This is a genomic window from Streptomyces sp. NPDC008092 (genome assembly GCF_042957285.1).
Taxonomy (GTDB): domain Bacteria; phylum Actinomycetota; class Actinomycetes; order Streptomycetales; family Streptomycetaceae; genus Streptomyces.
The window spans coordinates 110,052-135,116 of the sequence record NZ_JBIBHY010000007.1 but is presented as its reverse complement, the minus strand read 5'-3'; the positions used below and the strand labels follow the sequence as shown (position 1 = coordinate 135,116).

General features: G+C 74.5%; 14 protein-coding genes. 5 read left to right on the top strand and 9 right to left on the bottom strand.

Translation table 11 applies throughout. The features are described from left to right. Positions 1-9 precede the first annotated feature (9 nt). The 9 genes from ACFZB3_RS23605 to ACFZB3_RS23565 form a co-directional block, all read right to left on the bottom strand. Positions 10-1,065, bottom strand: a complete 1,056-nt coding sequence (locus ACFZB3_RS23605; RefSeq protein WP_391378096.1) for a methyltransferase domain-containing protein — start codon at positions 1,063-1,065, stop codon at positions 10-12. Further along, positions 1,049-2,248: a nucleotide disphospho-sugar-binding domain-containing protein gene (locus tag ACFZB3_RS23600; RefSeq protein WP_391378094.1), complete on the bottom strand. Its 1,200-nt coding sequence runs from the start codon at positions 2,246-2,248 to the stop codon at positions 1,049-1,051. Before ACFZB3_RS23600 ends, ACFZB3_RS23605 begins: the two co-directional genes overlap by 17 nt. Continuing rightward, a complete protein-coding gene (locus ACFZB3_RS23595) occupies positions 2,245-3,060 on the bottom strand; it encodes an alpha/beta fold hydrolase (RefSeq protein WP_391378092.1) in 816 nt (271 codons plus the stop codon). The genes ACFZB3_RS23600 and ACFZB3_RS23595 overlap by 4 nt, the downstream gene beginning before the upstream one ends. A gap of 3 nt (positions 3,061-3,063) precedes the next feature. Further along, complete coding sequence (locus ACFZB3_RS23590; protein WP_089105552.1) at positions 3,064-3,381, bottom strand: acyl carrier protein; 318 nt, start codon at positions 3,379-3,381, stop codon at positions 3,064-3,066. Beyond that, on the bottom strand, positions 3,378-8,048 hold the full coding sequence (locus ACFZB3_RS23585; RefSeq protein ID WP_391378089.1) for a beta-ketoacyl synthase N-terminal-like domain-containing protein: 4,671 nt from the start codon (positions 8,046-8,048) through the stop codon (positions 3,378-3,380). The genes ACFZB3_RS23590 and ACFZB3_RS23585 overlap by 4 nt, the downstream gene beginning before the upstream one ends. A gap of 1 nt (position 8,049) precedes the next feature. Next, positions 8,050-14,943 (bottom strand): SDR family NAD(P)-dependent oxidoreductase, encoded by a 6,894-nt coding sequence (locus tag ACFZB3_RS23580; protein ID WP_391378087.1) that lies wholly within the window; start codon positions 14,941-14,943, stop codon positions 8,050-8,052. Positions 14,944-15,471: 528 nt separating this feature from the next. Next, positions 15,472-17,952 (bottom strand): glycoside hydrolase family 3 N-terminal domain-containing protein, encoded by a 2,481-nt coding sequence (locus tag ACFZB3_RS23575; RefSeq protein WP_391378085.1) that lies wholly within the window; start codon positions 17,950-17,952, stop codon positions 15,472-15,474. Positions 17,953-18,188: 236 nt separating this feature from the next. Beyond that, a complete protein-coding gene (locus ACFZB3_RS23570; RefSeq protein WP_391378082.1) occupies positions 18,189-18,794 on the bottom strand; it encodes a CGNR zinc finger domain-containing protein in 606 nt (201 codons plus the stop codon). Between the two features lie 59 nt (positions 18,795-18,853). Continuing rightward, positions 18,854-19,702, bottom strand: coding sequence for an MBL fold metallo-hydrolase (locus ACFZB3_RS23565; protein WP_391378080.1), 849 nt, complete (start codon positions 19,700-19,702; stop codon positions 18,854-18,856). A 283-nt stretch (positions 19,703-19,985) separates the two neighbouring features. On the opposite strand from ACFZB3_RS23565, the gene ACFZB3_RS23560 reads away from it, so the two are divergent. The 5 genes from ACFZB3_RS23560 to ACFZB3_RS23540 all read left to right on the top strand — a co-directional run bounded on the left by ACFZB3_RS23560 (position 19,986) and on the right by ACFZB3_RS23540 (position 25,047). Next, the gene (locus ACFZB3_RS23560) at positions 19,986-20,711 is read left to right on the top strand and encodes a flavin reductase (protein ID WP_391378078.1); all 726 of its coding nucleotides are present in this window, start codon (positions 19,986-19,988) and stop codon (positions 20,709-20,711) included. An 11-nt stretch (positions 20,712-20,722) separates the two neighbouring features. Beyond that, positions 20,723-21,907, top strand: coding sequence for an alpha/beta fold hydrolase (locus tag ACFZB3_RS23555; RefSeq protein WP_391378076.1), 1,185 nt, complete (start codon positions 20,723-20,725; stop codon positions 21,905-21,907). Positions 21,908-21,968: 61 nt separating this feature from the next. After that, the gene (locus ACFZB3_RS23550; RefSeq protein ID WP_391378074.1) at positions 21,969-22,862 is read left to right on the top strand and encodes an alpha/beta fold hydrolase; all 894 of its coding nucleotides are present in this window, start codon (positions 21,969-21,971) and stop codon (positions 22,860-22,862) included. 32 nt (positions 22,863-22,894) lie between these two features. Further along, positions 22,895-23,683 (top strand): enoyl-CoA hydratase-related protein, encoded by a 789-nt coding sequence (locus tag ACFZB3_RS23545; protein WP_391378072.1) that lies wholly within the window; start codon positions 22,895-22,897, stop codon positions 23,681-23,683. Positions 23,684-23,769: 86 nt separating this feature from the next. Beyond that, on the top strand, positions 23,770-25,047 hold the full coding sequence (locus tag ACFZB3_RS23540; protein ID WP_391378069.1) for a DUF6980 family protein: 1,278 nt from the start codon (positions 23,770-23,772) through the stop codon (positions 25,045-25,047). Positions 25,048-25,065: the final 18 nt, after the last annotated feature.

Sequence of the window (25,065 nt, the reverse complement as noted above, 5' to 3'; positions counted from 1 at the left end):
GGCGGGGCGTCAGTCGCGGCGGGCGACGATGCGGTAGGCGTTGGAGACGCGCAGCCGGTGCGAGAACGGCCGTACGGCGAAGCGGTCCAGGAGGGTGCCGGCGATCAGGGCCGGGATGCCCGCGATGAGCAGGGCGGCCCGGAGCGACTTCCGCAGGCCGCCCGGCGGGGTCGGCAGCCAGGGGGCGTCCTCGCGCGGGGCGGCGTGGTCCAGGGCGAGCCACACGGCGGCCAGCAGGTCGACGGGGTCGTGGGCCTCGGCGTGCTGTTCGGCGACGACCGTGAAACCCAGGTCGGTGAGACGTGCGCGCAGGTTGGCGACCGGGACGAAGTGCAGGTGCTGCGGCTGGAGCCAGGGCAGCCACCAGCGGCCCAGGAGGCGGGCGTAGCGGCTCTCTGGGTCCGGGACCTCGATGAGGAGGTGGCCGCCGGGGCGTACCGCCTCGTGGGCGGCGCGCAGTTCGCGGTCCGGGTCGGTGCTGTGCTCCAGGTAGTGGAACATGCTGACGACGTCGTAGCGGGCGGCGAGTTCGGGGGCCAGGTCGGGGAAGGCGCCGCGGTAGGCGTGCTCCACGCGGCCCTCGCGGGCGGCGAGTTCGACGCCGTCGGTGAAGTCGAGGCCGTCGAAGGCGGTGCCGGGCAGCACCTCGCGGGCGGCCTCGCAGAAGTGGCCGTGGCCGGTGCCGACGTCGAGCCAGTTCTTGGGGGTCGGGTCGTGCGGGACCATGGCCTGGGCGCGGCCCTGGTACATCTTGGTGCGGCCGCCGAAGGTGCCGCTCATCTTCTGCTCGCCGAGGCCGTCGTAGAAGTCCCGGTAGTAGAACTCCAGGCCGGTGTCGTTCAGGCGCGGGTTCTGGAAGGTGTGTCCGCACTCCGCGCAGCGGTCGAGGGCGAAGGCGCCGGGCTTGTGCTGGAGCAGGTCGCTGGTGCGCAGCCGGGTGGTCAGCCGGTCGGAGGCGCACCAGGGGCAGGTGGTGCGCCGGGGTTCGAAGAAGCGGTCGGTGCCCTCGGCGAGGTCCCGCCGGTAGGCGGAGCGCAGCGCCTCGATCTCACTCTGCTTGCTCATCGGCTCTCCTTGCTCTCCGTGCGTGCGGATCGGCTGCGAGGTGTTCCAGGTGGGCCGCGGCGGCCGGTGCGCCGCCGGCCGCGCGGAACGCGGTGCGGATCCTGGCCGCCGCGGTGCGCGGGCCGGGTTCGTACAGGACGGTGTCGATGGCCTCGCCCAGCCGCGGCGCGGTGACCCGGCCGAAGCGGACCCTCAGGCCCGCGCCGGCGTCGACGACCTGCCCGGCGATCACCGGCTGGTCGTCGCGGATGGGGGCGACGACCAGCGGGACGCCGTGCCACAGGGCCTCGCACACGGTGTTGTGCCCGGCGTGGCAGACGACCGCGTCGACCCGCTCCAGGAGCGGGAGCTGGGGCAGGGAGGGCAGGATCAGGATGTCCTTGTCGTCGGCCGCGGGCGGCAGGGTGGCGCCGGGGTCGGCGACCAGCGCCTGGACCCGGTCGGCGCGTTCGCGGACGGCGGTCACGCACTCGGCCAGGAACCGCCCGCCGACGTCAGCGTTGGCGGTGCCGAGGGAGACGAGGACGCGCTCCCGGCCCGGGTCCAGCCACTCCCAGGGGAAGCCGTCGGCGACCGGCCGTTCGGAGATCGACGGGCCCACGTAGCGGACCGCCGGCCGGTCGGTGGGGCCCGCCAGTTCGGGGGTGGTGAAGGCGAGGGTGAGATACGGCGAGAAGCGCGGGTCGGCGGTGCCCGCCGGGTCGCCGATGCGGCCGCGCAGTTCCGCGAGCCGGTCCCGGAGCCACTCGGCGACCTTGGGGATGCCGTCGTAGGCGCCGCCGAACTCGGCCGAGGTGGTCGCGGAGGTCGCCCACGGCAGGCCGAGCCGCTCGGCCACCAGGGCCCCGGCGAAGGCCTGCTGGTCGGCGACGACCACGTCGGGGCGGAAGTCCTCGGCGGCCGCCCGTACGCCGGGCGCCATGGCGTCCGCCAGCGGCACCAGGAACCACTCCCAGAGGAACCTCAGCGCCTCCGCGCCCCGCAGGTCGGCGGGCCGCTCGCCCTCGGCGGCGCCCGCGCACGGGAACACCGTGGCCGCCGGTCCCGCGAGCCGCCGCACCAGAGCTGCGTCCGCGCAGACCCAGGCCACCCGGTGCCCGCGCGCGGCGAGTTCGGCCGCGACGCCGACGGCCGGGTTGATGTGGCCGACCAGGGGCGGTACGGCGAACAGGAAGCCGCTCACCGGACCCCGGCCCGTACGCCGCCGCCGACCGAGTGGATCAGCTCCAGGATGTGTCCGCCGACCGTGCCGGCCGCCTCGACCAGCACGGAGTGCTCGTGCCCCGGCAGCACCACCGACCGGTAGTCCGCCAGCAGGGCCTCCTTCAGCGGGACCACCCCGACCAGGTCGGAGTCACCGCCGTACACCCCGAGGACCGGGCAGCGTACGGCGCTGATCTGGTCCTCGGTCAGGACCCGGCTGGCCGGGATGTCCCGGCCGAGGCTGGTCTCGCGGGCCAGGCGGGCCGCCCCCTTGGCGAGGCGTGCGGTGTTGTGGCTGCGGTTCGCGGTGATCCAGGCGATGGCGTCCGGCTCGTTGTGGGCGAGTTCGGTGACGACCCGGCCCAGGATGCCGCCGAGTTTCTCCGCCCAGGCGGCGGTCGCCGGTTCGGACTCGATGAGGGTCAGGCTGGCCGTGCGCTCCGGGTGGCGGGCCGCGTAGCCGAAGGCGATGGTGCCGCCGTAGGAGTTGCCGACGAGGTGGACCGGGCCGGTGATCGACAGGTGGTCGAGCAGGGCCTCCAGGTCGTCGATGTTGTGGTCGAGGGTGTAGCCGTCGGCGGGGCGGCCGCTGCGGCCGTGGCCGCGCAGGTCGTACATGACCACGTCGAGGCCGGAGGCGGCGAACGCGGGGGCCACGGTGAAGTAGTAGCTGGCCAGGCTGTCGGTGAGCAGCCCGTGGACGAGGACCACGGTGGCGAGGGGGGTACGGCCCTCCCCCGGGCCCATTCTCTGTACGTGCAGCCGGATGTCCCCGGTGTCGACGATGGCCATCGGTCAGCCCGCCTCCGTGGCCTTCAGGCTCCACACCACGTACTCGACGAGCCGGCCGACGGTCAGCTCGATGATCTCGTCGAACTCCATCCCGGCCAGGAACTCGGCGAAGTTGACCCGCTTGCCGTACCGCTCCTCCAGGAGTCCGGCGAGGGTGACCAGGTCGATGCTCTCCAGCTCCAGGTCGCGGTTGAAGGTGGTGCTCATGCCGATCTCGGCGTCGTCGTCGCCGTACTCCTCCAGGAGGGTGCGCAGCATCCGCGCGAGGTCGGCGAGCACGGCCTCCTCGTCGGCTCGGATCTCGGGTTCGGTGGGATTCATCGCGGGTCCTCCTCGGGGTCTGCGGCTGCCGGTCCGGTGGTCCAGGCCACGACGTAGTCGCGGTCCGGCAGTGCGGGGGGATTGCGGACCGGCGCGCAGTGCACCGGGTAGGCGCGTTCGAGCCGGCCCGAGACCAGCAGCCGGCTGCCGTCCGGGGCGGCTTCCAGGACGGTGAAGTCCCGTGGCCGGCCGTCGAATCCGGTGCCCTCGGCCTTGGCGACGGCTTCCTTGGCCGCCCAGAACCTGGTGAACCACAGAGCGGTCGGGCCGTCGGCGGACAGGGTGTGCAGCAGCCGGAGTTCGTCCGCGCCGAGCGCGGCCTGCATGGCCGCCGGGTCGCGTTCGGCGACCTCTTCGAGGTCGATGCCCGGACCGGGTCCGGGGGTGTGCGGCCGTACGATCGCCACCGCCGCCTCGGCCCGGTGGGCGAGCGAGACGTCCAGCGCGGGCAGCGTGCGGCCGTGCACGCCGACCACGTACGGGCGGCCCAACGCGTCGTTGCGGACGCGGAGTTCGGCTGGGAAGACCGGGCCCTCGCCGTGCTGCCAGAGCCACTGCCGTACCGCGTCCTTGGCGGCGATCCGGCCCAGCAGCCACTGCCGGCGGCCGCGCGGCGGGTGCTCGGCGTACTCCGAACGCTCCGCTCCGCCGAGGGAGTTGCGCATGATCAGGTCGCGGGAGGCGAGGTCCGGCCAGCGTTCGTGGAGCAGGGCCCAGCCGCCGGGCCGGCCCTCGGAGAGGGTGTTGCGCTCCGGGAAGCGCTCGACGGGGCGGGTCTGCGGGTCGTTGTCGAAGCGGCGGTCCTGCCAGCCGCCGATCCGGGCCCAGACCCGGCCGCCGACGGTGAGTTCCACGTCCGCTTCGAGGACGGTGTCGGTGAGCGAGGTGATCCGCACCAGGCAGCCGACCTCGGTGCCGGGGGCGGGGTGCGGACCGTGGAAGCGCATCTCCCGCATCTGCACCGGGAAGACGACGGTCCGCTCGGTGCGGGTGGACATGATCCAGTAGCCGAGGATCTGGCCGACGTTGTCCAGGAGGGCGCCCGGCGCGGCGGGCGTGGTGATCACGCCGCGGACGTGCCGGTCGCCGATCGCGGTGAGTTCGGTGACGCCCTGGAACACCGGGCCGTGGAACATCCAGCGCTCGGCGTACAGTTCGGCGGCGCTGTGGTCGGGGGTCCGCTCGGCGGCCGGGGGCCCGGCCGGTCCGGTGGGCGGCGGAGCATGGTCCGGGGCCACTTCGACGACCGCGCGGGCGGTGGGGCCGAAGGTGACCGAAACGCGTCCGGGGGCCTCGGGGGTGACGGTGACCGGGACCTCGACGGCGGGCGTGGCGGTGAGCCAGCGGTCGAAGCGGGCGCCGTGCACGGCGACCGCCCGCAGTCCGGTGGCGTCCTCGGCCGCGTCCATCATGTGCTGGACGATCGTGGTGGCCGGGACCACCGGCCAGCGGTCCTCGGTGTCGGGCCAGTCCGGGCGTTGCGGGAAGAAGCAGTGGTCGAGGAGGTGGGGCATCGCCTCGGGCGACACCTGGAGGGTGGTGGTCCGGGAGGCGGGGGGCGGTGGCTGGGATCCGGTGGGCCGAGGCGCCGCGGGGGTCGTGGCCGCCACGGGGACCGCGGGGGTTACGGGGGCCGGGATGCGGGGCAGGGCGCGGGAGGCGGTGCCGGACGGGGTGCCGGCCGCGGGGCCGGACGGGGTGCGGATCGCGGTGAGGACGGCCGCTGCCGTGTCGGCCGTCTCGCGCAGCAGCGCGTCGAGTTCGGCGGCGGCCGGGACCCGGGCGGCGAGGTCGTCCAGCGGGGACGGCCCCGCCGACGTCCGCCGGCCGCCCAGCGCCGCGCGGAGTTCGTGCAGCTCCGGGCCGTCCAGGGAGACCAGCGCGCCGCCCAGGTCGAGGCGGACGGGCGGCCGTTGCCGGGCCGGTGCGGCCGTGCTGCCCGCCCTCGGGACCGCCGGTGCGACGGCGGCGCCCGCGGTCCACAACGCGGTGGCCACGCGCCGGAGCTGCGCCATCCCGGAGCGGTGCGGGGAGTTGGCGGCGACGGCGAGGTGGTCGCGGTCGCCGAGGGTGTCCCCGATCAGGGAGGCCAGCTGGCCGGGGCCGGTCTGGACGAAGACCCGGTGGCCGTCGGCGTACAGGGCCTCGACCAGTTGCCGGAACCGGACCGGCTCCAGCAGGTGCCGGACGAACAGTTCGCGCACCTCGGCCTCGGCCGCCGGGAAGGGGGCCGCGGTGGTGCCGGACCAGACCGGGACCGCCGGCCGGTACAGCCGGAACTGCTCGGCGGCCGCCTTGATGGGGGTCAGGTACGGCTCCAGCATCGGGGTGTGGAAACCGGACCGGAACGGCAGCACCTGGCAGAGCACGCCGTCGGCCCGGAAGGCCCGGACGAAGTCCGCGACGGCCCGGTCCGGGCCGCAGACCATCGACTGGTTCGGCGCGTTGTCGTGGGAGAGGACGATCCCGGCGTCCGTCCGGTCCGCGTGGAGCGCGGCGAGGACCCGGTCGGCGGGGGCACCGACGGCGGCGAAGGCGAGGCCCGGGACGGTGACCGCGTCGGGGTCGAACTCGGCCATGAACGCGTCCACCTGGTCGCCCGAGTAGAGCCCGGCGGCCACCATCGCCGTCCACTCGCCGACGCTGTGCCCGGCCACCGCGTCCGGCACCACACCCATCCGGCGCAGCGCCGCGTCCAGCAGCCGCCCCACGCCGACAACACCGAACCCATGACGGCCTACGTCCCCGACCCGCACCGCGTCCGTGGCGGGGCCGGTGACGGTGGGGAGACCGAAATGCGCGGCGATGTCGTCGACGCGGGGAGTGAACTCGCCCTCCAGGCCGGGGAAGACGAAGGCCAGCCTGCCGGTGCGCAGCAGCGGGGCGGGCCGGAACCAGACGTCGTTGCGGCCCTGCCAGGCGCGGCCCTTGCCGACCGCGCGCCGGGCGAGGGCGAGCCTTCTGGCGGTGGGGTCGACGATGCCCAGGCGGACCGGGCCGGCCTCCGGATGGGTCCCCTCGGGGGCGAGACCGGCGGCGAGGACGGCGGAGTCGTCGGCGGCGAGGATCGCGGTGAGCTGCTCCGGGGTGTCGGCGGCGAGCAGGAGGACGCGTTCGGGTTCGGTGACCTCGGTGACCCCGGCGGCTTCGGCGACTTCGGTGCTGCGCGGTGCGGCTGCGGCGCTGCGGCGGCCGGCGGCCGTGACGGTAGCGGGGGCGGTGGCGGTGGCGCGGTGGCCGGGGGCCTCCTCCAGGACCACGTGTGCGTTGATCCCGCCGAACCCGAAGGCGTTCACCGCGGCTCTGCGCACCGGCTGTCCGGGTGCGGTCTCCCAGGGCGCGGCCCGGTCCAGGGTGCGGAAGCGGGTGGCGGCGAGGGCCGGGTGCGGGTCGTCGCAGTGCAGGGTGGGCAGCAGGGTGGCGTGGTGGAGCGCGAGGGCGGCCTTGACCAGCCCGGCGACACCGGCGGCCGGCATGGTGTGGCCGATCATCGACTTCACCGAGCCCAGCACGGCCCGCTCGCCGCCGGGCCCGTCGGGTCCGCCGGGCCCGAACACCTCGGCCAGGGTGGTCAGTTCGGCCGCGTCGCCGGCCGGGGTCGCGGTGCCGTGCGCCTCCAGGAGGCCGACCGAGTGCGGTGCGGCGGGATCGAGTCCCGCGGCCCGCCAGGCCTGGCGTACGGCGTGGCTCTGGCCGCCGGGGTCGGGGTTGACGAGTCCGGCGGTACGGCCGTCGCTGGCCACCCCGGTGCCGCGGATCACGGCGTAGACGCGGTCGCCGTCGCGTTCGGCGTCGGCGAGGCGTTTGAGGACGACGACCCCGGTGCCCTCGCCGATGAGGATGCCGTCGGCGTCGCGGTGGAAGGGGCGGATGCGCTGGCTCGGGGAGAGCGCGCGGAGCTGGGAGAAGACGCTCCACAGGGTGATGTCGTGGCAGTGGTGCACGCCCCCGGCGAGCATCAGGTCGCAGCGCCCGGCGGTGAGTTCGGTGACGGCCTGGTCGACGGCGACCAGGGAGGAGGCGCAGGCCGCGTCCACGGTGTAGGCGGGGCCGCGCAGGTCGAGGCGGTTGGCGATCCGGGAGGCGGCGAGGTTGGGCACCAGGCCGATCGCGGACTCGGGGCTGGCGGGGCCGAGCCGCTCGGTGAACGCCTCGCGTACCTTGGCCAGTTGGCCGGGCGTGAGGTCGGGCACCAGCTCACCGAGAGTGCGGACGAGCTGCCCGGCCGTGCGAACCCGCTGGTCGAGCCGGACCAGGCCGGGGGTGAGATAGCCGCCCCGGCCCAGGACCACCCCGATCCGGTGCCGGTCGGGCAGCCGGTCCGCACCGCCGGCGTCGGCGATCGCGGCGGCGGCCACGTCGAGGGCGATCAGCTGGTCGGGTTCGGTGCCGTGGACGGAGTTCGGCATGATCCCGTACCGGGTGACCTCCACCTCGGCCAGCCCGTCCACGAACCCGCCGCGCCGGCAGTACACCTCGTCGGGGACGGCGGGCCCGGTCGCCGAGCCGGGCCGGTAGTAGTCCGCGTCCCAGCGCCCCGCGGGCACCTCGCCGATCGCGTCCACGCCGTCGCGCAGGTTGGTCCAGTACGCGTCGAGGCCCGCGGCGCCGGGCAGCAGCACCGCCATGCCCACGATCGCGACCGGTGTCCGGCGGTCGTCGGTCATGTCACCAGCCCGAGGCGGTGTAGACGACGGCCCGCACGGACTCCGCGCCCCAGGCGAGCTCCCGCAGCAGTGCCGCGGTGCCCTCGTCGGGGTCGATCAGCCTGATGCCGCGGCGCGCGTACTCGCGCCCCAGCTCCGGGCTGACCATGCCGGTGTGGCCGCCGACGGGTGCCCAGGGCCCCCAGTGCACGGTCAGCGCGCGGTTCCCGGTGCGCTCCGCCCAGCCGGCGCCGAGGCTCTCCAGGGCGTCGTTGGCGGCGGCGTAGTCGGCCTGGCCGCGGTTGCCGAGGACGGCCGAGATGCTGCCGAACAGGACCGCGAAGCCGGGACCGCTGGGCAGTTCCTCCAGCGCGGCGAGCAGGGTGGCCGCGCCGGTCGTCTTCGTGCCGTAGACCCGCTGGAAGGACTCCGGGGTCTTCTCGGCGATCAGCCGGTCCTCGATCACCCCGGCCGCGAAGACGACCCCGTCCAGGCGGCCGTGGTCGGCGTGGATCTCCTTGACGGCCTGGAGTGCGGCGTCGCGGTCGCGGAAGTCGACGGCGTGGTAGCGGGCCTCGCTGCCGAGCGCGGCGAGTTCGTCCAGGGTGGCGGTGATCTCCCGCTGGGCCAGGACCAGTTCGGCCTCGCGGTTGATCTCGGCGGGCTTCAGGCCGCCCCGGGCGGCGAGGGCGGCGCGGAGTTCGGCGGGGGTGCGGGCGGCGGCGGTGTCCGGGGCCTCGGGACCGTTCGGCGCGGGTGTCCGGCCGAGCAGTTCGAGCCGGCAGCGGCAGGCGGCGGCGAGGGTGGCCGCGAACTTCGCGGTGATGCCCCGGGCGCCGCCGACCAGCAGTACCACCGAGTCCCGGTCGAGGCCGAGCGCGGCGGCCTCGGCGGCCCCCGCCCCGGCCGGTCCGGCCCCGGTGCCGCCGAGTGCGCCGGGCGCCACCTCGACCAGCTCCAGGCCTTGCCGGCCGGTGGCCGTGCGCAGCACGACGGGAGCCGGTTCCGGTGCGAGCAGTTCGGCGAGCAGTGCGTCGGCGACCGCCTCGGGTGCGGTGTCCCCGAGGGTGACGACCCGGGCGACGGTGTCCGGGTACTCCCGGGCCACGGTGCGGAACAGCCCGTGCAGTCCGGCCGAGCGTGCCGCGTCCGCGCCGCCGGCGGGCCGGGCGGCCAGCAGCCAGCGCGGGTTCCGGGCCAGGGCCGCCCGCAGTACCGGGTAGGCGTCGGGCAGCACGGGGGTGTCGGTGCCGGGCAGCGCGCCCAGGTACAGCACGCCGTCCACGGCTCCGTCGGCCTCCCCGAGCAGGTGGTCGGCGTCGACGGTCACGGCCTCGGCGCCGTACCCGGCGAGCCGGGCCGCCGTGCGCGTGCCGTCCCCGAGGACGAGGAACCGTTTGCCGGACAGCACGGCGGCCGGGTCGGCCATCGCGTCCGGCCCGGCCAGGGCCACGGGCCGCATCTCGAACCGCTTGGGCGCCTCTCCCGCGGGGACCTCGTCGGCCGCGGCGGGGTGGGACGCCGTCGCCGGTGCGCCCGGGCCGGACCCCGGCTCCGTCACCGCGGCCGCCGGCCCGGACACGTCGGCCGTCCGGCCGGCGGTGGCCGGGGCCGGTTCCGCCGGGGCCGTGGCCGGCTCCTCCGCGCCGGTGCCGACCCGTGCCCGCAGCCATCCGGTGACGGCCGCGGCCGTGCGCGCCTTGGCCAGTTCCTCCAGCTCGGCGTCGTCGAGGGTCTCCGCGCCGCCCGCGATGCCGAGGCGCTTCGCCAGCTCCCCCGCGATCTCGGCCCGCTTGATCGAGTCGATGCTCAGGTCGGCTTCCAGGTCGAGGTCGGGCTCGATCATGTCCACGGGATAGCCGGTGCGCTCGCTGATGATCTCCAGGACGACCCGCTCGACGTCGGCCGTCGCCTCGGGCTCGACCGCCGGGACGGGCTCCGGTGCGGGCGCGAGGGCGAGGGCGGGCTCCGGCGGCTGGGGCTGCGCCACGGCCACCGCGGCGGCCGGCAGCTGCTGGAGGACCGGCGCGGCCGGCACCTGCAGCTGGGTCGCGCCGAAGTAGGTGAGCAGCACATCGCGCTGGGCGGCGATCATCTCCCGGCTGGTGCGCAGGAACTCGGAGATCAGCGCGTCCCGGTCGGCGGGGGCGCCGTGCGGCTGGTTCGTCGTCACAGTCGTCGTCTCCACGACTCGTCGGGCCGGTGCGAGGGCACCGGGCAGGAGGTCTCCGGCGGCGGTGCGCACGAGCTGTCCGTCGACCGTCCAGCCCGGCCGCTTGGGCGCCGGGGTCCGGACCGCGTCCACGGCGTCCCGGCCGCGCAGCAGCCAGGCGGTGCGGACCGGTGCGCCGGCCGCGGCCAGCCCGGCGAGTGCGTCGAGCCAGCCGCGCAGTCCGCCGCCCGCGCGGGGTTCGCAGGCCACGGTGGTGTGCGGGCGGTCGCCGAGGATCTGCCCGACGAGCCGGGTGAGGACGGTCCCGGGTCCGGCCTCCACGAAGACCCGGGCCCCGGCCTCGTACATCGCCTCGATCTGGGCGGCGAAGGCGACCGGTGAGCCGATCTGGGCGGCGAGTTCGGCGCGTACGGCGTCGGCGTCCGGCCGGTAGGGGGCCGCCGTGCGGTTGGACCACACGGGGAACTCGGGCGGTCGTACGGCCGTGTCCGCGAGGACCTCGGCGAACCGCTCGCCCGCGCCGGCCACGACCGGGCTGTGGAAGGCGCAGGCCACCGGGATCCGCTTGGCACCGAGGCCCGCCTCGCGCAACGACCGTACGGCTGCGGTCACTTCGTCGGTGGGGCCGGAGATGACGGTCTGGCGGGGCGAGTTGTGGTTGGCCACGACGACGGAGGCGGGGGCGTCGGCGGCCCGCAGCGCGCGCTCGACGTCGTCCGCTCCGGCGGACACCGCGGCCATGGTGCCCGGTTCGTCGCCCGCGGCGGCCAGGATCGCGGCCGCGCGTTCGGCGCTCAGTTCCAGGAGGGTCTCGGGGGTGAGGGCACCGGCCGCGCTGAGGGCGACCAGTTCGCCGTAGCTGTGCCCGGCGGCCATGTCGGGGCGGACGCCGGCCGCCGTCAGGAAGGCGTGGGCGGCGAGGCCGGTGATGCCGAGGGCGGGCTGGGCGGCCCGGGTGTCGGTGAGGGCGGCCCGGCGGCGCTCGCGGGTGCCGTCGTCGAAGGCGGCGGGCGGGTAGAGGGCGTCGGCGTGGGCGCGGCCGAGCTGGAGGTAGTGCTGCAGCTCGGGGAAGGCGATGAGGACGTCGGCGAGCATGCCGGGACGCTGGCTGCCCTGGCCGGGGAAGAGGAACGCGACCTTGGCGTCCCCGTCCCGGGGCCCGTCGGCCAGGTGGATCCCGGCCGCGGGGTCGTGGTCCCCCGCGAGGACCCGGCGCAGCTGTGCGGCGAGCCCGGTGACGTCGGCCGCGACCACCGCGGCCCGTACCGGCTCGTGCGAGGCGTCCGCGCGGCGGGCCGCGGCGAGCGCCAGGTCGCGCAGTCGCCAGGAACCGGTCCCGGCGGCCCGCAGGAGCTCCTCGACGCCCCGCCGGGCGGCCTTCTCGTCCCGTCCCCGGAACACGAAGAGCTCGGCGGGCCAGGCGTCCAGCCCCTGCTCGGGCGGCACGGCGCTGTCGTACGCGCCCAGCACCACGTGGAAGTTGGTGCCGCCGAACCCGAACGCGCTGACTCCGGCGACCCGTTCGGCGGGCGGCGCCGCCCAGGGCCGGGCCTCGGTGTGGAAGGCGAACGGGCTGTCCTCCTCCTGCCAGGCCGGGTTGGGGTGGTCGAGGTGCAGGGTGGGCGGTTTGACGCCGGTGTGCAGGGCGAGGGTGGTCTTGATCAGCCCGGCGAGGCCGGCGGCGCACTTGGTGTGCCCGATCTGGGACTTGACCGAGCCGAGCCCGCAACCGCCGTTCGCCGCGCCCGCCTCCGCGAACACCTCGCTGAGGATGGTGAGTTCGGTGCGGTCGCCGACCACGGTCCCGGTGCCGTGCGCCTCCACCAGGCCGACCTGGGCCGGGGAGATCCCGGCGTTGCGGTACGCGCGCAGCAGCGCGGCCCGCTGGCCCTCGGGCCGGGGCGCGGTCAGGCCCAGGGAGCGGCCGTCGCTGGACGAGCCCAGGCCCTTGATCACGCCGTAGATCCGGTCGCCGTCGCGCTCGGCGTCGGTCAGCCGCTTGAGGACGACGCAGGCCACGCCCTCGCCGAGGGCGATGCCGTCGGCGGAGCCGTCGAAGGCGCGGGAGCGGCCGGTCGGGGAGAGGGCGTGCACCGAGGAGAAGAGGACGTAGTCGTTGATGCCGTTGTGCAGGTCGGCGCCGCCGCAGAGCACGACGTCGCTGGTGCCTGCGGTGAGTTCCTTGCAGGCGACGTCGACGGCGGCCAGCGAGGAGGCGCAGGCGGCGTCCACGGTGTAGTTGGCGCCGCCCAGGTCGAGGCGGTTCGCGATCCGCCCCGAGATGACGTTGGAGAGCATGCCCGGGAAGGAGTCCTCGGTGAGCCGGGGCAGCTGGTCCGCCAGGCCGTCGGGCACCTTGCCGTAGTAGGAGGGCAGTACGGCCCGCAGGGTGGCCGCGTTGGAGAGGTCGCTGCCGGCCTCGGCGCCGAACACGACGGAGGTGCGCGCGCGGTCGAACTCCCGTCCCTGTGCGCCGTATCCGGCGTCGTCCAGGGCGCGCCGGGCCGCCTCCAGGGCGAGCAGCTGGACGGGCTCGATGTGGCCGAGGGAGGCGGGCGGGATGCCGTAGCTCAGCGGGTCGAAGGGGATCGGCGGCAGGAAGCCGCCCCACTTCGAGGTGGTGGAGCCGTCGGCGTGGTGGACGGCCGGGTCCCAGCGCTCCACCGGCACCTCGGTCACCGCGTCGTGTCCGGCGACCACGTTCGCCCAGAAGGTGGCGAGGTCGGGGGCCTCGGGGAACATGCAGGCCATGCCGACGATCGCGATGTCGAGCGGGGCGGGGGCGGGAGGTTCGGCCGGCCGTGCCTCCGCCGGCGTCCGGCGCGCCAGGAAGTCGGCGGCTCCGTCGGTCACGGCGTGGTGGAGAGCGGCCACGGTGGTGGTCGCCGAGCGCAGCACGGCGACCTCTCCGGCCATGAACATCCCGTCGGAGAACTGGCGTTGCTCGTCCACGGGCGTCAGCTCGCCGCCGGCCGTGCGGTCGACGCCCTTGCTGGCGATGCGCAGCCGGCCGACGTTGAGCCGCTCCAGCTCCTCCCAGACCTGCCGGTCGGGCACCCCGCTGTCCCGCAACTCCGCCTCGCGTTCGCGGTAGTTGAAGGTGAACGGACTGGGCACGCAGCGGGTGGCGTGGCCGGGCGCGGTCTCCAGGAGGGCGGTCGAGGCGGCCGCCATGACCTGGCGCTGGAACAGCGGCTGGATCGCGCCACGGTCCACGGCCTCCTCGGTGAAGAGGTAGGCGGTGCCCATGAGCAGGCCGACGGCCGCGCCCCGGGCGGTGAGCGGCGCGGCGAGTGCGGCGACCATCGCGGCGGAGCGTTCGTCGTGGATGCCGCCCGCGAAGAAGACCTCCAGGCCCTCGGCGTCCGGGAAGTCCTCAAGGACGGCGAGCTGGGCCTCCCAGAGCGGGAAGCTCGCGCGGGGTCCGACGTGGCCGCCGCACTCGGAGCCCTCGAACACGAACTTGCGGGCCCCGGCCTCCAGGAACTGCCGCAGCAGCCCGGGCGAGGGCACGTGCAGGAAGGTGCTGATCCCGGCACGCTCCAGCGCCTCCGCCTGCGCGGGCCGGCCGCCCGCGACGACGGCGTGGCTGGGCCGCAGTTCCCGTACCGCTTCGAGCTGGGCGTTCCGGAGTTCCTCGGGCGCGAAGCCCAGGACGCCGACGCCCCAGGGCCGTCCGTCGAGCGCGGCCTTTGCCTCGGTCAGCATCTCGCGGGTGCGGGCGCCGTCGGCGAGGGCCAGGGCCAGGAAGGGCAGCGCTCCGTCGTCGGCGACCGCCGCGGCGAAGGCGGCCCGGTCACTCACCCGGGTCATCGGGCCCTGTGCGACGGGCAGCCGGGTGCCGAGGGCGCGGCTCATGGCGGAGGTTCCGGGACGCAGCGCCTCGGCGGCGCCCGCGTCCGTGCGTATCGCCGCCGTCAGCTCCCGCACGGTCCGCCGCACATCGCCCCACCGCTCGGCGAACCGTGCGGCGAGGAAGCCGTCCTGGCCGACCGGGAGCAGCTGGGTGCGCAGGTCCTCGGCGCCGAGCAGCGCGGCGACCGCGGCCGGGTCGTCGGCGGGCGGGCGCACGGCGTCCGGCCCGCGGCGGTGCAGGACCCGGTGTCCGGCCACGACGGCGGTCTCGGAGCCGTCCAGGGAGCGCAGTGCGGCTGCCGTGGCCTCGGGGAGCCGGGACTCGGCGAGCAGGGCCAGCTGGCTGTCGAGGACGACCCCGGCCGCGCCACCTGCCACCGCGGCCGCCGCCGTGCGTGGTCCGATGCCGCCGGCCGCCCAGACCGGCACCTCCGACTCCGTGGAGTTCAGGAGTTGTTGGAGGAGCACGAAGGTGCTCAGCCCGCCGACCCGGCCGCCGCTCTCGGCACCCCGGGCGATCAGCCCGTGCGCTCCGGCCGCGACCGCCGCGCGCGCTTCGGCGAGATCGGTCACCTCGGCCAGCACCCGTGTGTGCGGGGCGAGTTCGGCGACGGTCCAGGGTGCGTCGGCGGCCCGGACCACGGTGTCGGGCGCCGGGCCGAGCTCGTCCGGGGTGAGGGCGCAGCCGGCGGCGACCCGCACGCCGTACGGTCCCGGCACCGCCCGTCTCAGCCGGGCCAGCGCCTCCCGGGTTCTTCGGTCGCCGCGGCCCAGGTCGAGGACGCCGAGTCCGCCGGCGGCACAGACCGCTGCGGAGAGCCTGGCATCGGGTTCTCCGAAAGGCGTGATGCACATGATCAGGTCGACGGCACGCACAGGGGACGTCATGACGCTCCGAATAATCGGGAGGACAGCACGGTGGGGGATGTGTGCGGCGGAAAGCTCGTGGTGAGGCCACCGGAAACTAGCGAGTTCATTACTCGCGGGTCAATAACGGAGGTGGCCCACCACGTCCGGTAGCATTGATTCGGCCAGCGGGAGGAATTCACCGCAAGAGCCGAAAATCCGAGCAATCCACTGCGGATGGGCGGCCGTCGGATGGTCGGATCACTGGCGGCACACCGCCACAAGCCCGTCAAAGCACCCCGGCCATTCACCCGGCACTCACCACGCCGCAACGCGGCGTGCGGCCGCGCCGAGCTCTGTAAATTCGGGATGACTTCGGCCCGCTGGCTCGATCGTGGCACACCGGAAACTCGCGCCGAACACCTCTGCGCGAACCCTCACCCAATCCTGACAAAAACCCGCCGTCAACCACAGCGCTGCAAATGAAACACACGGCGGGGAAAATTCTTGTAAACCCTTGAAGTAAACGGCCGGAGAGCTCCCGCTCGCCGGCCGTTCATTGACAGGAATTCAGCGGTGGCCGCCGCCCACCCGGGCGCCGGTCCGCAGTCTCAGGTCGCCCGCCGAGGCACCGACCCAGACGGTCCGCCGCCCGGTGCCGAGCGTCCAGCGATGATGCCGCGCGTCCCAGGACGACAGGGTGCGCGCGGCGACCCGCACGGTCACCCGCCGCCGCTCCCCCGCGCGCAGCCCAAGTCGCCGGTAGCCGCCCAGCACCCGTACCGCCTGGTCGAGCCGGAGATCCGGGGAGGGCCCGACGTACACCTGCGGCACCGCGATCCCGGCCCGGCGCCCGGTGTTGCGCACGGTGAACGAGACCTCCAGCCCGCCGCGCGTCCACCGCGCCTCCGCGCCGGAGTAGGCGAAGGAGGTGTACGACAGCCCGTGCCCGAAGGGGAACAGCGGCCGCACGCCCTGCGCGTCGTACCAGCGGTAGCCGGCGTGGATGCCCTCGGAGTACTCCTCCACACCGTCGACGCCGGGGTAGCGGCGCGGGTCGCCGGCGACCGGGTGGTGGTCGTCGTCGGCGGGGAAGGACTGGGTGAGACGGCCGCCCGGGTCGCTGTCGCCGAAGAGTACGGCGGTGGTGGCGGCCGCGCCCTCCTGGCCCGGGTAGTACATCTGCAGCACGGCCCCGGTCTCCGCCAGCCACGGCATCGAGGTGCACGACGAGGTGTTGAGGACGACGGTGGTGCGCGGGTTGGCCGCCGTCACCGCGCGGATCAGCTGTTCCTGGTGGCCGGGCAGGGCGACGGTGGTGCGGTCGAGGCCCTCGGTGGCGTCCTCGTAGGCGAACAGCACGGCGTGGCGGGCCGCCCGGGCCGCGCCGACCGCGTCGGCGACGTCCTGGGCGCGGGTCGCGCTCGTGCTGCGGCGCAGCCGGAACAGCAGACCCGAGTCGCCGCCGTCCGCGGTGATCCGCAACAGGTGGGCGCCGCGGGCGAGCCGGAGCGTCCTGCGGCGGACGCCCAGTCCGTCGGGGGCCGCGGCGACCAGGCCGCCGGAGAAGTACTCGCCGTATCCGGCCGCGAGCGGGAAGAGCTCCTCGCCGTCGAGCAGGACCTTGGGGCGGGCGGTGGCCGCGGAGGAGAAGTGGAGCACGAAGGTCCACTCGTCGTCCTCGGCGACGGTGAGCGTGCCGTCGTACGCCCAGGTCTTCCCGGCGTCCACCCGCTGGCCCTCCGTGGTGAAGCCGGGGCTGAGGGCGTCGGCGGGCAGGGCCTTGCCGAACAGGTCCTCGCCGAGGGCGTAGGTGACCGGGCCGCGGGTCCGCGCCCTGATGGCGTCCAGGGGGCTGTCGGCGTGGTCGGGGACGACATGGGCGCTGCCGCCGCCGCTGACGAAGGGCAGCGAGCCGGTCGGTCCGATCACCGCGACACTGCCGCCGTCCAGGGGCAGGGTGCGGTGCTCGTTGCGCAGCAGGGTCGCGCCGGCCTTGGCGACCTCCAGGGCCACGGCGGCGCCCGCCGCGGCGTCCCGGGCGGGCCGGGGCGGGGCACTGCCGTCGAGGAGGCCGAAGCGGTCCATCACCGCGAGGATCCGCCGTACCGCCCGGTCGACGTACCGCTCGGGCACACTGCCGTTCCGCACCGCCGACTTGAGGGCCGCCCCGAAGTAGGTGCCGTCGGGCATCTCCATGTCGAGGCCGGCGGTGAGCGCGGCGGCGGTGCTGTGGGCGGCGAACCAGTCGGTCATCACCCAGCCCGCGAAGCCCCACTGGTCGCGCAGGACGTCGGTGAGCAGGGTCTTGTTCTCGCAGGCGAAGGTGCCGTTGACCTTGTTGTAGGAGCCCATGACCGCGCCGGTGCCGGCGCCCACCGCGGCCTCGAAGCCGCGCAGTTCGAGTTCGTGCATGGTCTGTTCGCCGGCCCGCACGTCGATCGAATTGCGGTCCTGCTCCTGGTTGTTGAGGGCGAAGTGCTTGACGGTCGCGATCAGTCCCTCGCCCTGGATGCCGCGGATCTCGGCGGCCACCAGGTCGGAGGCGAGCAGCGGGTCCTCGCTGAACGTCTCGAAGTTGCGGCCCGCGTAGGGGGTGCGGATGAGGTTGACCATCGGGGAGAGCAGCACGTCCTGGCCGAGGGCGCGGCCCTCGCGGCCGATCACCCGGCCGTAGCGGCGGGCCAGTTCGGGGTCGAAGGCGGAGGCGAGCAGGACGGGCGCGGGCAGTGCGGTGGCGTGTTCGGTGATGCGCACGCCGGCCGGGCCGTCGGCGAGCCTGAGGGGCGGGATGTTCAGCCGGGGGACGCCGGGCACGTAGCCGGCCTGGCCGAGCGAGCCGGGGTCGTCGGCCCCGTGCAGCAGGGAGATCTTCTCGTCGAGTGTGAGTCTGGCGAGCAGCCCCTCGACGCGGGGGCCGGCCCCGGCCCCGGGTCTGTCCGCCGCCGCGGCGGGCGTGAGCGGGACGAGTCCGCCGGTGGCCGCGGCGGCGACCGCTATGGCACCGGCGGTGAGTCGCAGGGCGGATCGTCGGGAGACGGTTTCGGACATGAGCCGTCACTCCTTCGGTGTGCGGGCACGACGATGTGGACCGCGAAGCCGCCGAAGGCGGGCCCGGAGCGCGTTCGGCCTGTGAACGCACCGACCGTCACAGGGCCTTGACGAGCTGTCAGTCTCACCACCGGCGCGTCGGAAACGTAGGATCCGGTGGTGACTCGTGTCAACGATCTGAACAAGAAAAGGGCCCCGGGCCCACAAGAACCGAAGGCGGAGGGCCGATCCTCCCGTCAGGCCTGGTCCGCGCCCGCCCGCTTGCGCGCGCGGTAGTTGCGCAGGTTGGCCGCGTTGCCGCAGACGTGGACGTCGTGCCAGATACCGCTGTTGTTGCGGGAGCGGTCGTAGAAGGCGGTCAGGCAGCGGGAGTTGCGGCAGGACTTCAGTCGGCGCAGCGTGTCGGTGCACTGCGCCTGGTAGACCTCGGTCAGGGCGAGTGAGGCCGCCTGCCGCCAGCCCGTGCCGCGGGGCTCGGCGTGCACGACCCCGTGCCCGTCGAGCCGCAGCGCCGTGGGCAGGGTCAGCACCGACGCCGCCGGACCGGGCTCCGGCACCGGGTCACCGTGCCGGCCGTGGAGGCTCCGGACCAGGTCGTGGCGGAAGTCGCGGAGGCTCTCCACATCCTGCGGCGTCAGTTCGATGACGGGTGCGGGCCGTCGGGTCGCCTCGCTCCAGCTCTGCAGCGCCTGGTCCAGCCAGGCACGGGCGTCCTCTGCGGTCTGCAGCAGGTCGGGCTTGCGCGGTTTCCCGGCGGACAGGGTGTTCAGCAGGTCCTGCACGAAGGCCAGCCCGCCCGGGGCGGGCTCAAGGCCGTATCGGGCGGTGGCGGTCCAGGGCATCGGTGGATCTCTTTCGGTGAACGGCGGCTATGGAAACATTTTCATACCGGGTCGGTCGCTCACCCCTTGGCGGACCTCGCCGAACCCCACAGCGCGCCTCGGTTGACCCGGCCGGGATGCAGTTCCAGCATGCCGCGGTAGAGGTCGAGCGTGCTCGTGGTGCGCTCCGCGACCGCCTCGAAGTCGTGGATGTACCTCCGGGTCTCGGCGATCGCCCCCGGGCCGTCGGGACGTGCGGGGTTCTTGTGCCCCGCGACCACCGCTTCCGGCTCCAGCGCGGCGATGGTGTCTAGCGCGTGCAGCCAGGCCCGGCGGCCCTCGGCCGGTGACTCGGCGAGGTAGAGGTGCACGTCGTTGTAGACGGCGTCGCCGGCCACGACCAGGCCGGTCGACGGCACGTGCAGACAGGTGGTGTCGTCGGTGTCCGTGTGCCCGAGGCCCACCACGACGAGGTCATGGCCCTCCAGTTCCAGCCGGTCGCCGGCCAGCGGCTCCGCGGCCACGAGCCGGTCCGGGAGCTGTCCCGGGAAGCGCTTCTCCCAGAACGACGCGACGAACTCCGGCGCCATCTGCTGCTTCATCCGCTCCACCACCGCCGGTGTCGCCACCGCGCGCGCCTGCGGGAAGCGTTCGAGCAGGGTGCCCAGTCCGAACCAGTGATCGCCGTGCCCGTGGGTCACGAAGACGGTGGTGAGGTTCCTGCCGCTCGCGGCGACCCAGTCGGCCAGCCGGTCCGCCTGCCCGGCGGTCATCAGTGCGTCGACCAGCACCGCATCGCGCTCACCCGTGATCAGCGTGGCCGTGATGGGCGACCACATGCGCCGGGGGACGTCGGGCGGCAGATCGTCGATCCCGGTGGGGATCGACGGCGCCACATGGACACTCCAGCTCGGTCGTGGTCCCGACATGATCGCTTCCTTGGGGCTCTCGGGGGCTGCAACGTCGTGCTTCTCCAGCCGAAATTAACCCGAGGGATGGACATAGTCAAACGGTGCACATCTATGTCATTTGCGGACGGCATCATGCGCGCCACGCGCTGTGTACGAGGTCGGCGTCACACCAAAACGACGCATGCATAGGGCATACACTTCTGTCGCGTGGGCGTTATGTCCGATGGCGGGTGTGCGACACCGCCTCACGAGCCGCTCCTCACCGGCCCGGACCGCGCCGCAATCCGACGGAGGCCAGAAGATGATCATTGACGCTGCGGAACTCGACGCCGCCCACGCGTACAAACTGCTGATCGGGAGCATCATTCCGCGGCCGGTCGCGTGGGTCAGCACGGTGTCGGCCGAGGGCGTGGCCAACCTCGCGCCCATCTCCTTCTTCACCGCGGTCGGCAGGAAGCCGCCCATGGTCTCGATCACGCTGCAGCCCCAGGCGGACGGCGTCACGCTGAAGGACACCTTCGTCAACATCCGCGACACCGGGGAGTTCGTCACCAACCTGGTGACGCTGCCGCAGGCGGACGCCATGCACGGTTCGGCGTTCGGGTTCGAGGCGGACGTGGACGAGTTCGAGGTGCTCGGCCTGGGCAAGGAGCCGTCCGAGGTGGTCCGCGCCCCCCGGGTCGGGGAGGCGCCGATCTCCTTCGAGTGCGTCGTCGACCGGATCATCCCCGTCGGGGACGACAAGGTCGACCACGTGGTGTGGGGCCGGGTCGTCCGCTTCCACATCCGGGACGACCTCTACCTGGACCGGGGCCGGATCGACACCGCCGCCCTGCCGGCCGTGGGACGCCTCGCCGCCGAGTACACGCTGGTCGAGAACGTCTTCACCACGCCCCTGGACAAGGAACTGCTGGCGGCGCGGCACGGCCGGCGGATGCAGCGCCTGGACGGACGGCCCACCGGCTGGTCCCCGATCGACACCGCGGAGTGGTCCCCCTCCGGAGCCACCACCGCCCCCGGAAAGTGAGCGCGGCGACCATGCGGACCGACCGGATCGGAACGAGCGACGTGCGGTTCCGGCGGCAGGGCGAGGGGGACCTCGCCGTGCTCTTCGTCCACGGCTTCCTGGACGACCAGTACGTCTGGGACGGCCTGATCGGCGAACTCACCACCCCCGGCGTCGAATGCGTCACCCTCGACCTGGCCGGGAGCGGGGACCGCACCGGGGCGAGCGGGCCCTTCGGCTACGACCGGTTCGCCGGCGAGGTGGGTGCCGTGGCCGACGCCCTCGGCAAGCCCTTCGTGATCGTCGGCCAGAGCATGGGATCGGCCGTGGCCGAGCTGGTGGCCGCGGAGCGCCCCGGCCGGGCGCTCGGCCTGGTCCTGGTCACCCCGGTCCCGCTGGCCGGAACCCGGCAGCCCGACGCGCTGACGGCCCCCTTCCGGTCCCTGGGCGGCGACGGCGACGCGCAGCGCGCGGTCCGGACGCGGCTGTCGACCGCGCTCGCGGAGGCCGACCTCGACCGGCTGGTGGTGAGCGGCACCCGGATCCGTCCCGAGACCGTGCGGGAGACCGTCGGCTGCTGGAACGACGGGCACCCGGCGGGCGCCCGGCCCAGCCGGTACCCGGGCCCCGTGCTCGTGGTGCGCGGTGCGGACGACGGTTTCGTCACCGCCGAGCTGGTCGCCCAGGGGGTCGCGCCGCGGTTCGCCGCGCCCGAGACGGTCGTGGTCGACCGGGCCGGGCACTGGGCCCACCTGGAGCAGCCGGCCGTCGTCGCCGGCCACCTCGACCGCTTCCTCGCCGCTGTGCTGCCCACGGTGCGCGCGTCGGGCTGGACCGGCGCCTTCGCGGAGAAGTCGGCCGACGCGTTCGGCGAGGCGTTCGCCGACGACGTGACGCTGGAGGCCAGCGCGCTCACCCGCCCCGTCGAGGGCCGGGACCCGGTCAAGAACGTGCTGGCCGCGGCGAGCGCGATCTACGACTCCCTCGTCTTCACCCAGGAGACCGTGAGCGGCGAACGCTCCTACCTGGAGTGGCGGGCCACCGCGTTCGGCGGCATGCGGATCGACGGCGTGACGGTCCTGACGAAGAACGCGGCCGGACAGATCGTCCGGGCCGCCATCCACCACCGGCCGCTCGGCGCCGTCCACCGGTTCTCCGCCGAACTGGGCGCCAGACTCGCCGGCCTGCTCGACGCCGGGTACTTCCACCGGGGCTGAGACCCCGTCTTCCGTCACTCCGGCCGGGGACCTGCCCCGGCCGCACCCAGGAGGTTGTCCCATGATCCAGCGCGAGGACGTCGCGTTCGACGCCGACGGCGGGGTCACCCTGCGCGGCTGGCTCTTCCTGCCGGACGGTCCCGGCCCGCACCCCGCGATCACCATGGCCCACGGCTACGCCGGGGTCAGGGACCACGGCCTCGAACCCTTCGCACGGGCCTTCGCCGGGGCGGGGTTCGTCGTCCTGCTGCACGACCACCGCACCTTCGGCGCCAGCGACGGCCTGCCCCGGCAGGACATCGACCCCTGGCGGCAGATCGCCGACTGGCGCCGCGCCATCTCCTTCCTGGAGAGCCGGCCCGAGGTCGCCGCCGACCGGATCGGTCTGTGGGGCACCAGCTACGCCGGCGGCCACGCGATCGTGCTGGGCGCCACCGACCGGCGGCTGCGCGCCGTGGTCGCGCAGGTCCCGACCATCAGCGGCTTCGAGCAGGGCCGGCGCCGCGTCGCGCCGGAGGCGGTCGCGAAGCTGGAGGCGGCCTTCGACGAGGACGAACGCGCCCAGGCGCGCGGCGAGGCCCCCCGCAGCCAGGCCGTCGTGAGCGACGACCCCGCGGTGCCCGCGTCCTACCGGACACCGGACGCCATCGGCTTCTACCTCCAGCCGACGCCCGAGGGCGCGTGGCGCAACGAGGTCACGGTCCGCTCCAACCGGCTGGCCCGCATGTACGAGCCGGGGGCCTGGATCAGCCGGGTCTCCCCCACACCGCTGCTCATGGTGGTCGCCGAGCACGACACCGTGACCCTCACCGACACCGGGCTCGCGGCCTTCGAGCAGGCGCTGGAGCCCAAGGGACTGCAGCTGATCCCGGGCGGCCACTTCGACCCGTACACCACCGAGTTCGAGCGGTCGAGCGCCGCAGCGCTCGACTGGTTCCGCCGGCACCTCTCCTGACAGACACCCACGACACAGCCCGAGGACGAACCATGCCCCACCTGACCTACGCCGTCGAGGACGGCCTCGCCACCCTGGTCCTGGCCAACCCGCCGCAGAACCGCATCGACCCGCAGCTGGCCACCGAACTCGCCGAAGCCCTGGAGGCGATCGGCCAGAGCGACGCCCGCGCGGTCCTGCTGCGTGCCGAGGGCCCCGACTTCAGCTTCGGCGGCGACATCGTCGACTGGCCGGACACGGACCCGCGCGCGCTGCGGGCCCTCTTCGAGCGCTACATGCAGGTCTTCAACCAGCTCGAACGGCTCCCGCTGCCGGTGATCGCGGCCGTCCAGGGACTGTGCTTCGGCGGAGGTCTCGAACTCGCCCTGCGCGCCGACGTGATCTTCGCCGCCGAGACCGCGCGGTTCGGCCACCCGGAGCAGACCCTGGGCATCGTCACCCTGCTCGGCGGTGTCTACCGGGTCGCCGAGCGCGCGGGCCGGGCTCGCGCCGCGGAATGGGCGATCACCTCCGAGCAGGTGCCGGCCAGGGTCATGGCCGACGCCGGTGTCGTCAACCGGGTCGTCGCCGACGACGCCCTGCCGGCCGAGGCGACCGCCTTCGCCCGCAAGGCGGCCCAGGGCCCCACCCGCGCCTACGCCGCGCACAAGGCCCTGCTGCGCGCCTGGGCCGTCGGTGGGGTCGCTGCGGCGGACGAGGCGATGTTCGACATCGCCATGCCGCTGTTCACGACCGACGACGTCACCAAGGGCCTCGCCTCCGCCGTGAAGGCCTTCAAGGCGAAGCAGCCCCGGCCCCCGGTCGACTTCCAGGGCCGCTGACCGCCCCGACCCCGCCCCGCCCGGTCCGCCCCGTCGGACACGGTCCCGCCGCCGTCGGTCCACCACCAGTCATGGAGAAACCCGGAGTGCATCCCCAGTCCCACCCGCCCCACCCCCCGCAGCACAGGCGCCGCCGTCCCGTCCGGGTGTGGCTGCAGCCGTTCGTGATCGGCCTCGTCATCGTCTCGGCGTTCGTCAGCTGCTACATCGGGCTCATGCGCGACCCCCAGCCGCACCGGATCCCCGTGGCGGTCACGACTCCCGCACTGGCGGACCAGGTCCAGCAGGCCCTGGGCGACTCGCTCGACGTACGGCACGCCCGCTCGGCCGCCGAGGCACGCGATGCGCTGCGCCACCGCGACGTCGTGGCCGTGCTCGGCCACGGCCCGCACGGCAAGGGCCTGGAACTCGACGTCGCGAGCGCGAACGGCCTGTCGACGACCACCGCGGTCACCAAGCTCGCCACGGCCTACGCGCACGGCGCCGACCGGCACCTCGGCGTCTCCGACATCGTGCCGCTCGACCGGTACGACGCCCGCGGCCTGGCCGGGTTCTACGTCTCCTTCGGAGTGACCCTCTCCGGCTTCGCCCTCGCCCAGAACGTCGTGGGACTCAGCGGCCTGCTCCGGCTGCGGCACCGCTTCGCCCTGATAGCCGCGTTCGCCGCGGCGTCCGGCCTGGTCGCGGCCGCCATCGCCGGCCCCGTCCTCGGAGCCGTCCCCGCGCCGTACCTGCCCCTCGCCTTCGTCCTGGCGCTGCTGGCCGCCGCCGCGGCCTTCACCACGAAGATGCTGGCCACCTACGTCGGCCCCCTCGGCATTCCGCTGGCCACCCTGTTGCTGCTGACCGTCGGCAACTCCACCAGCGGCGCCACCATCGGCATCAACCTGATGCCCAGCGGCGCCCGGGCCCTGTCGGAACTGCTGCCGCCCGGCGCCGCCGTCCGCGCCATCGCCGACCTCAGCTACTTCCAGGGCTCCCACGTCCTCGCCCCGCTGGCGACCCTCGTCCTGTGGGCGGCGGGGTCCGCGGTCCTGCTGGCCTTCCGCTCCACCGAGCAGAGCCCGGCGCCCCCCTCGCCCCGCACTCGACGCTCCCGTCCGGGGCGCGGCCTCGTAGCGGACGGCGACTCTGGTCCACTGCTGGGCAGCACCCCGACCGACAGAGAACCGAACGGCCTGGTCGTCCATGACGGCGGCACCTCGACCGTCGCCATCGGGTTCTGCCCCTGGTGCGGCAGTCGTCTCCCCGGGTCACAGCGCGGCCGGTGGTTCGACGAACCCGAACGCCGTGGCATCGATCCGCGGGAGGACGAGGTCCCCGCCGGGTTCCGCGACGAGCGCCGGCCGGCCCGAGGAGAGTGAAGGACCGCCGCCGGGGCC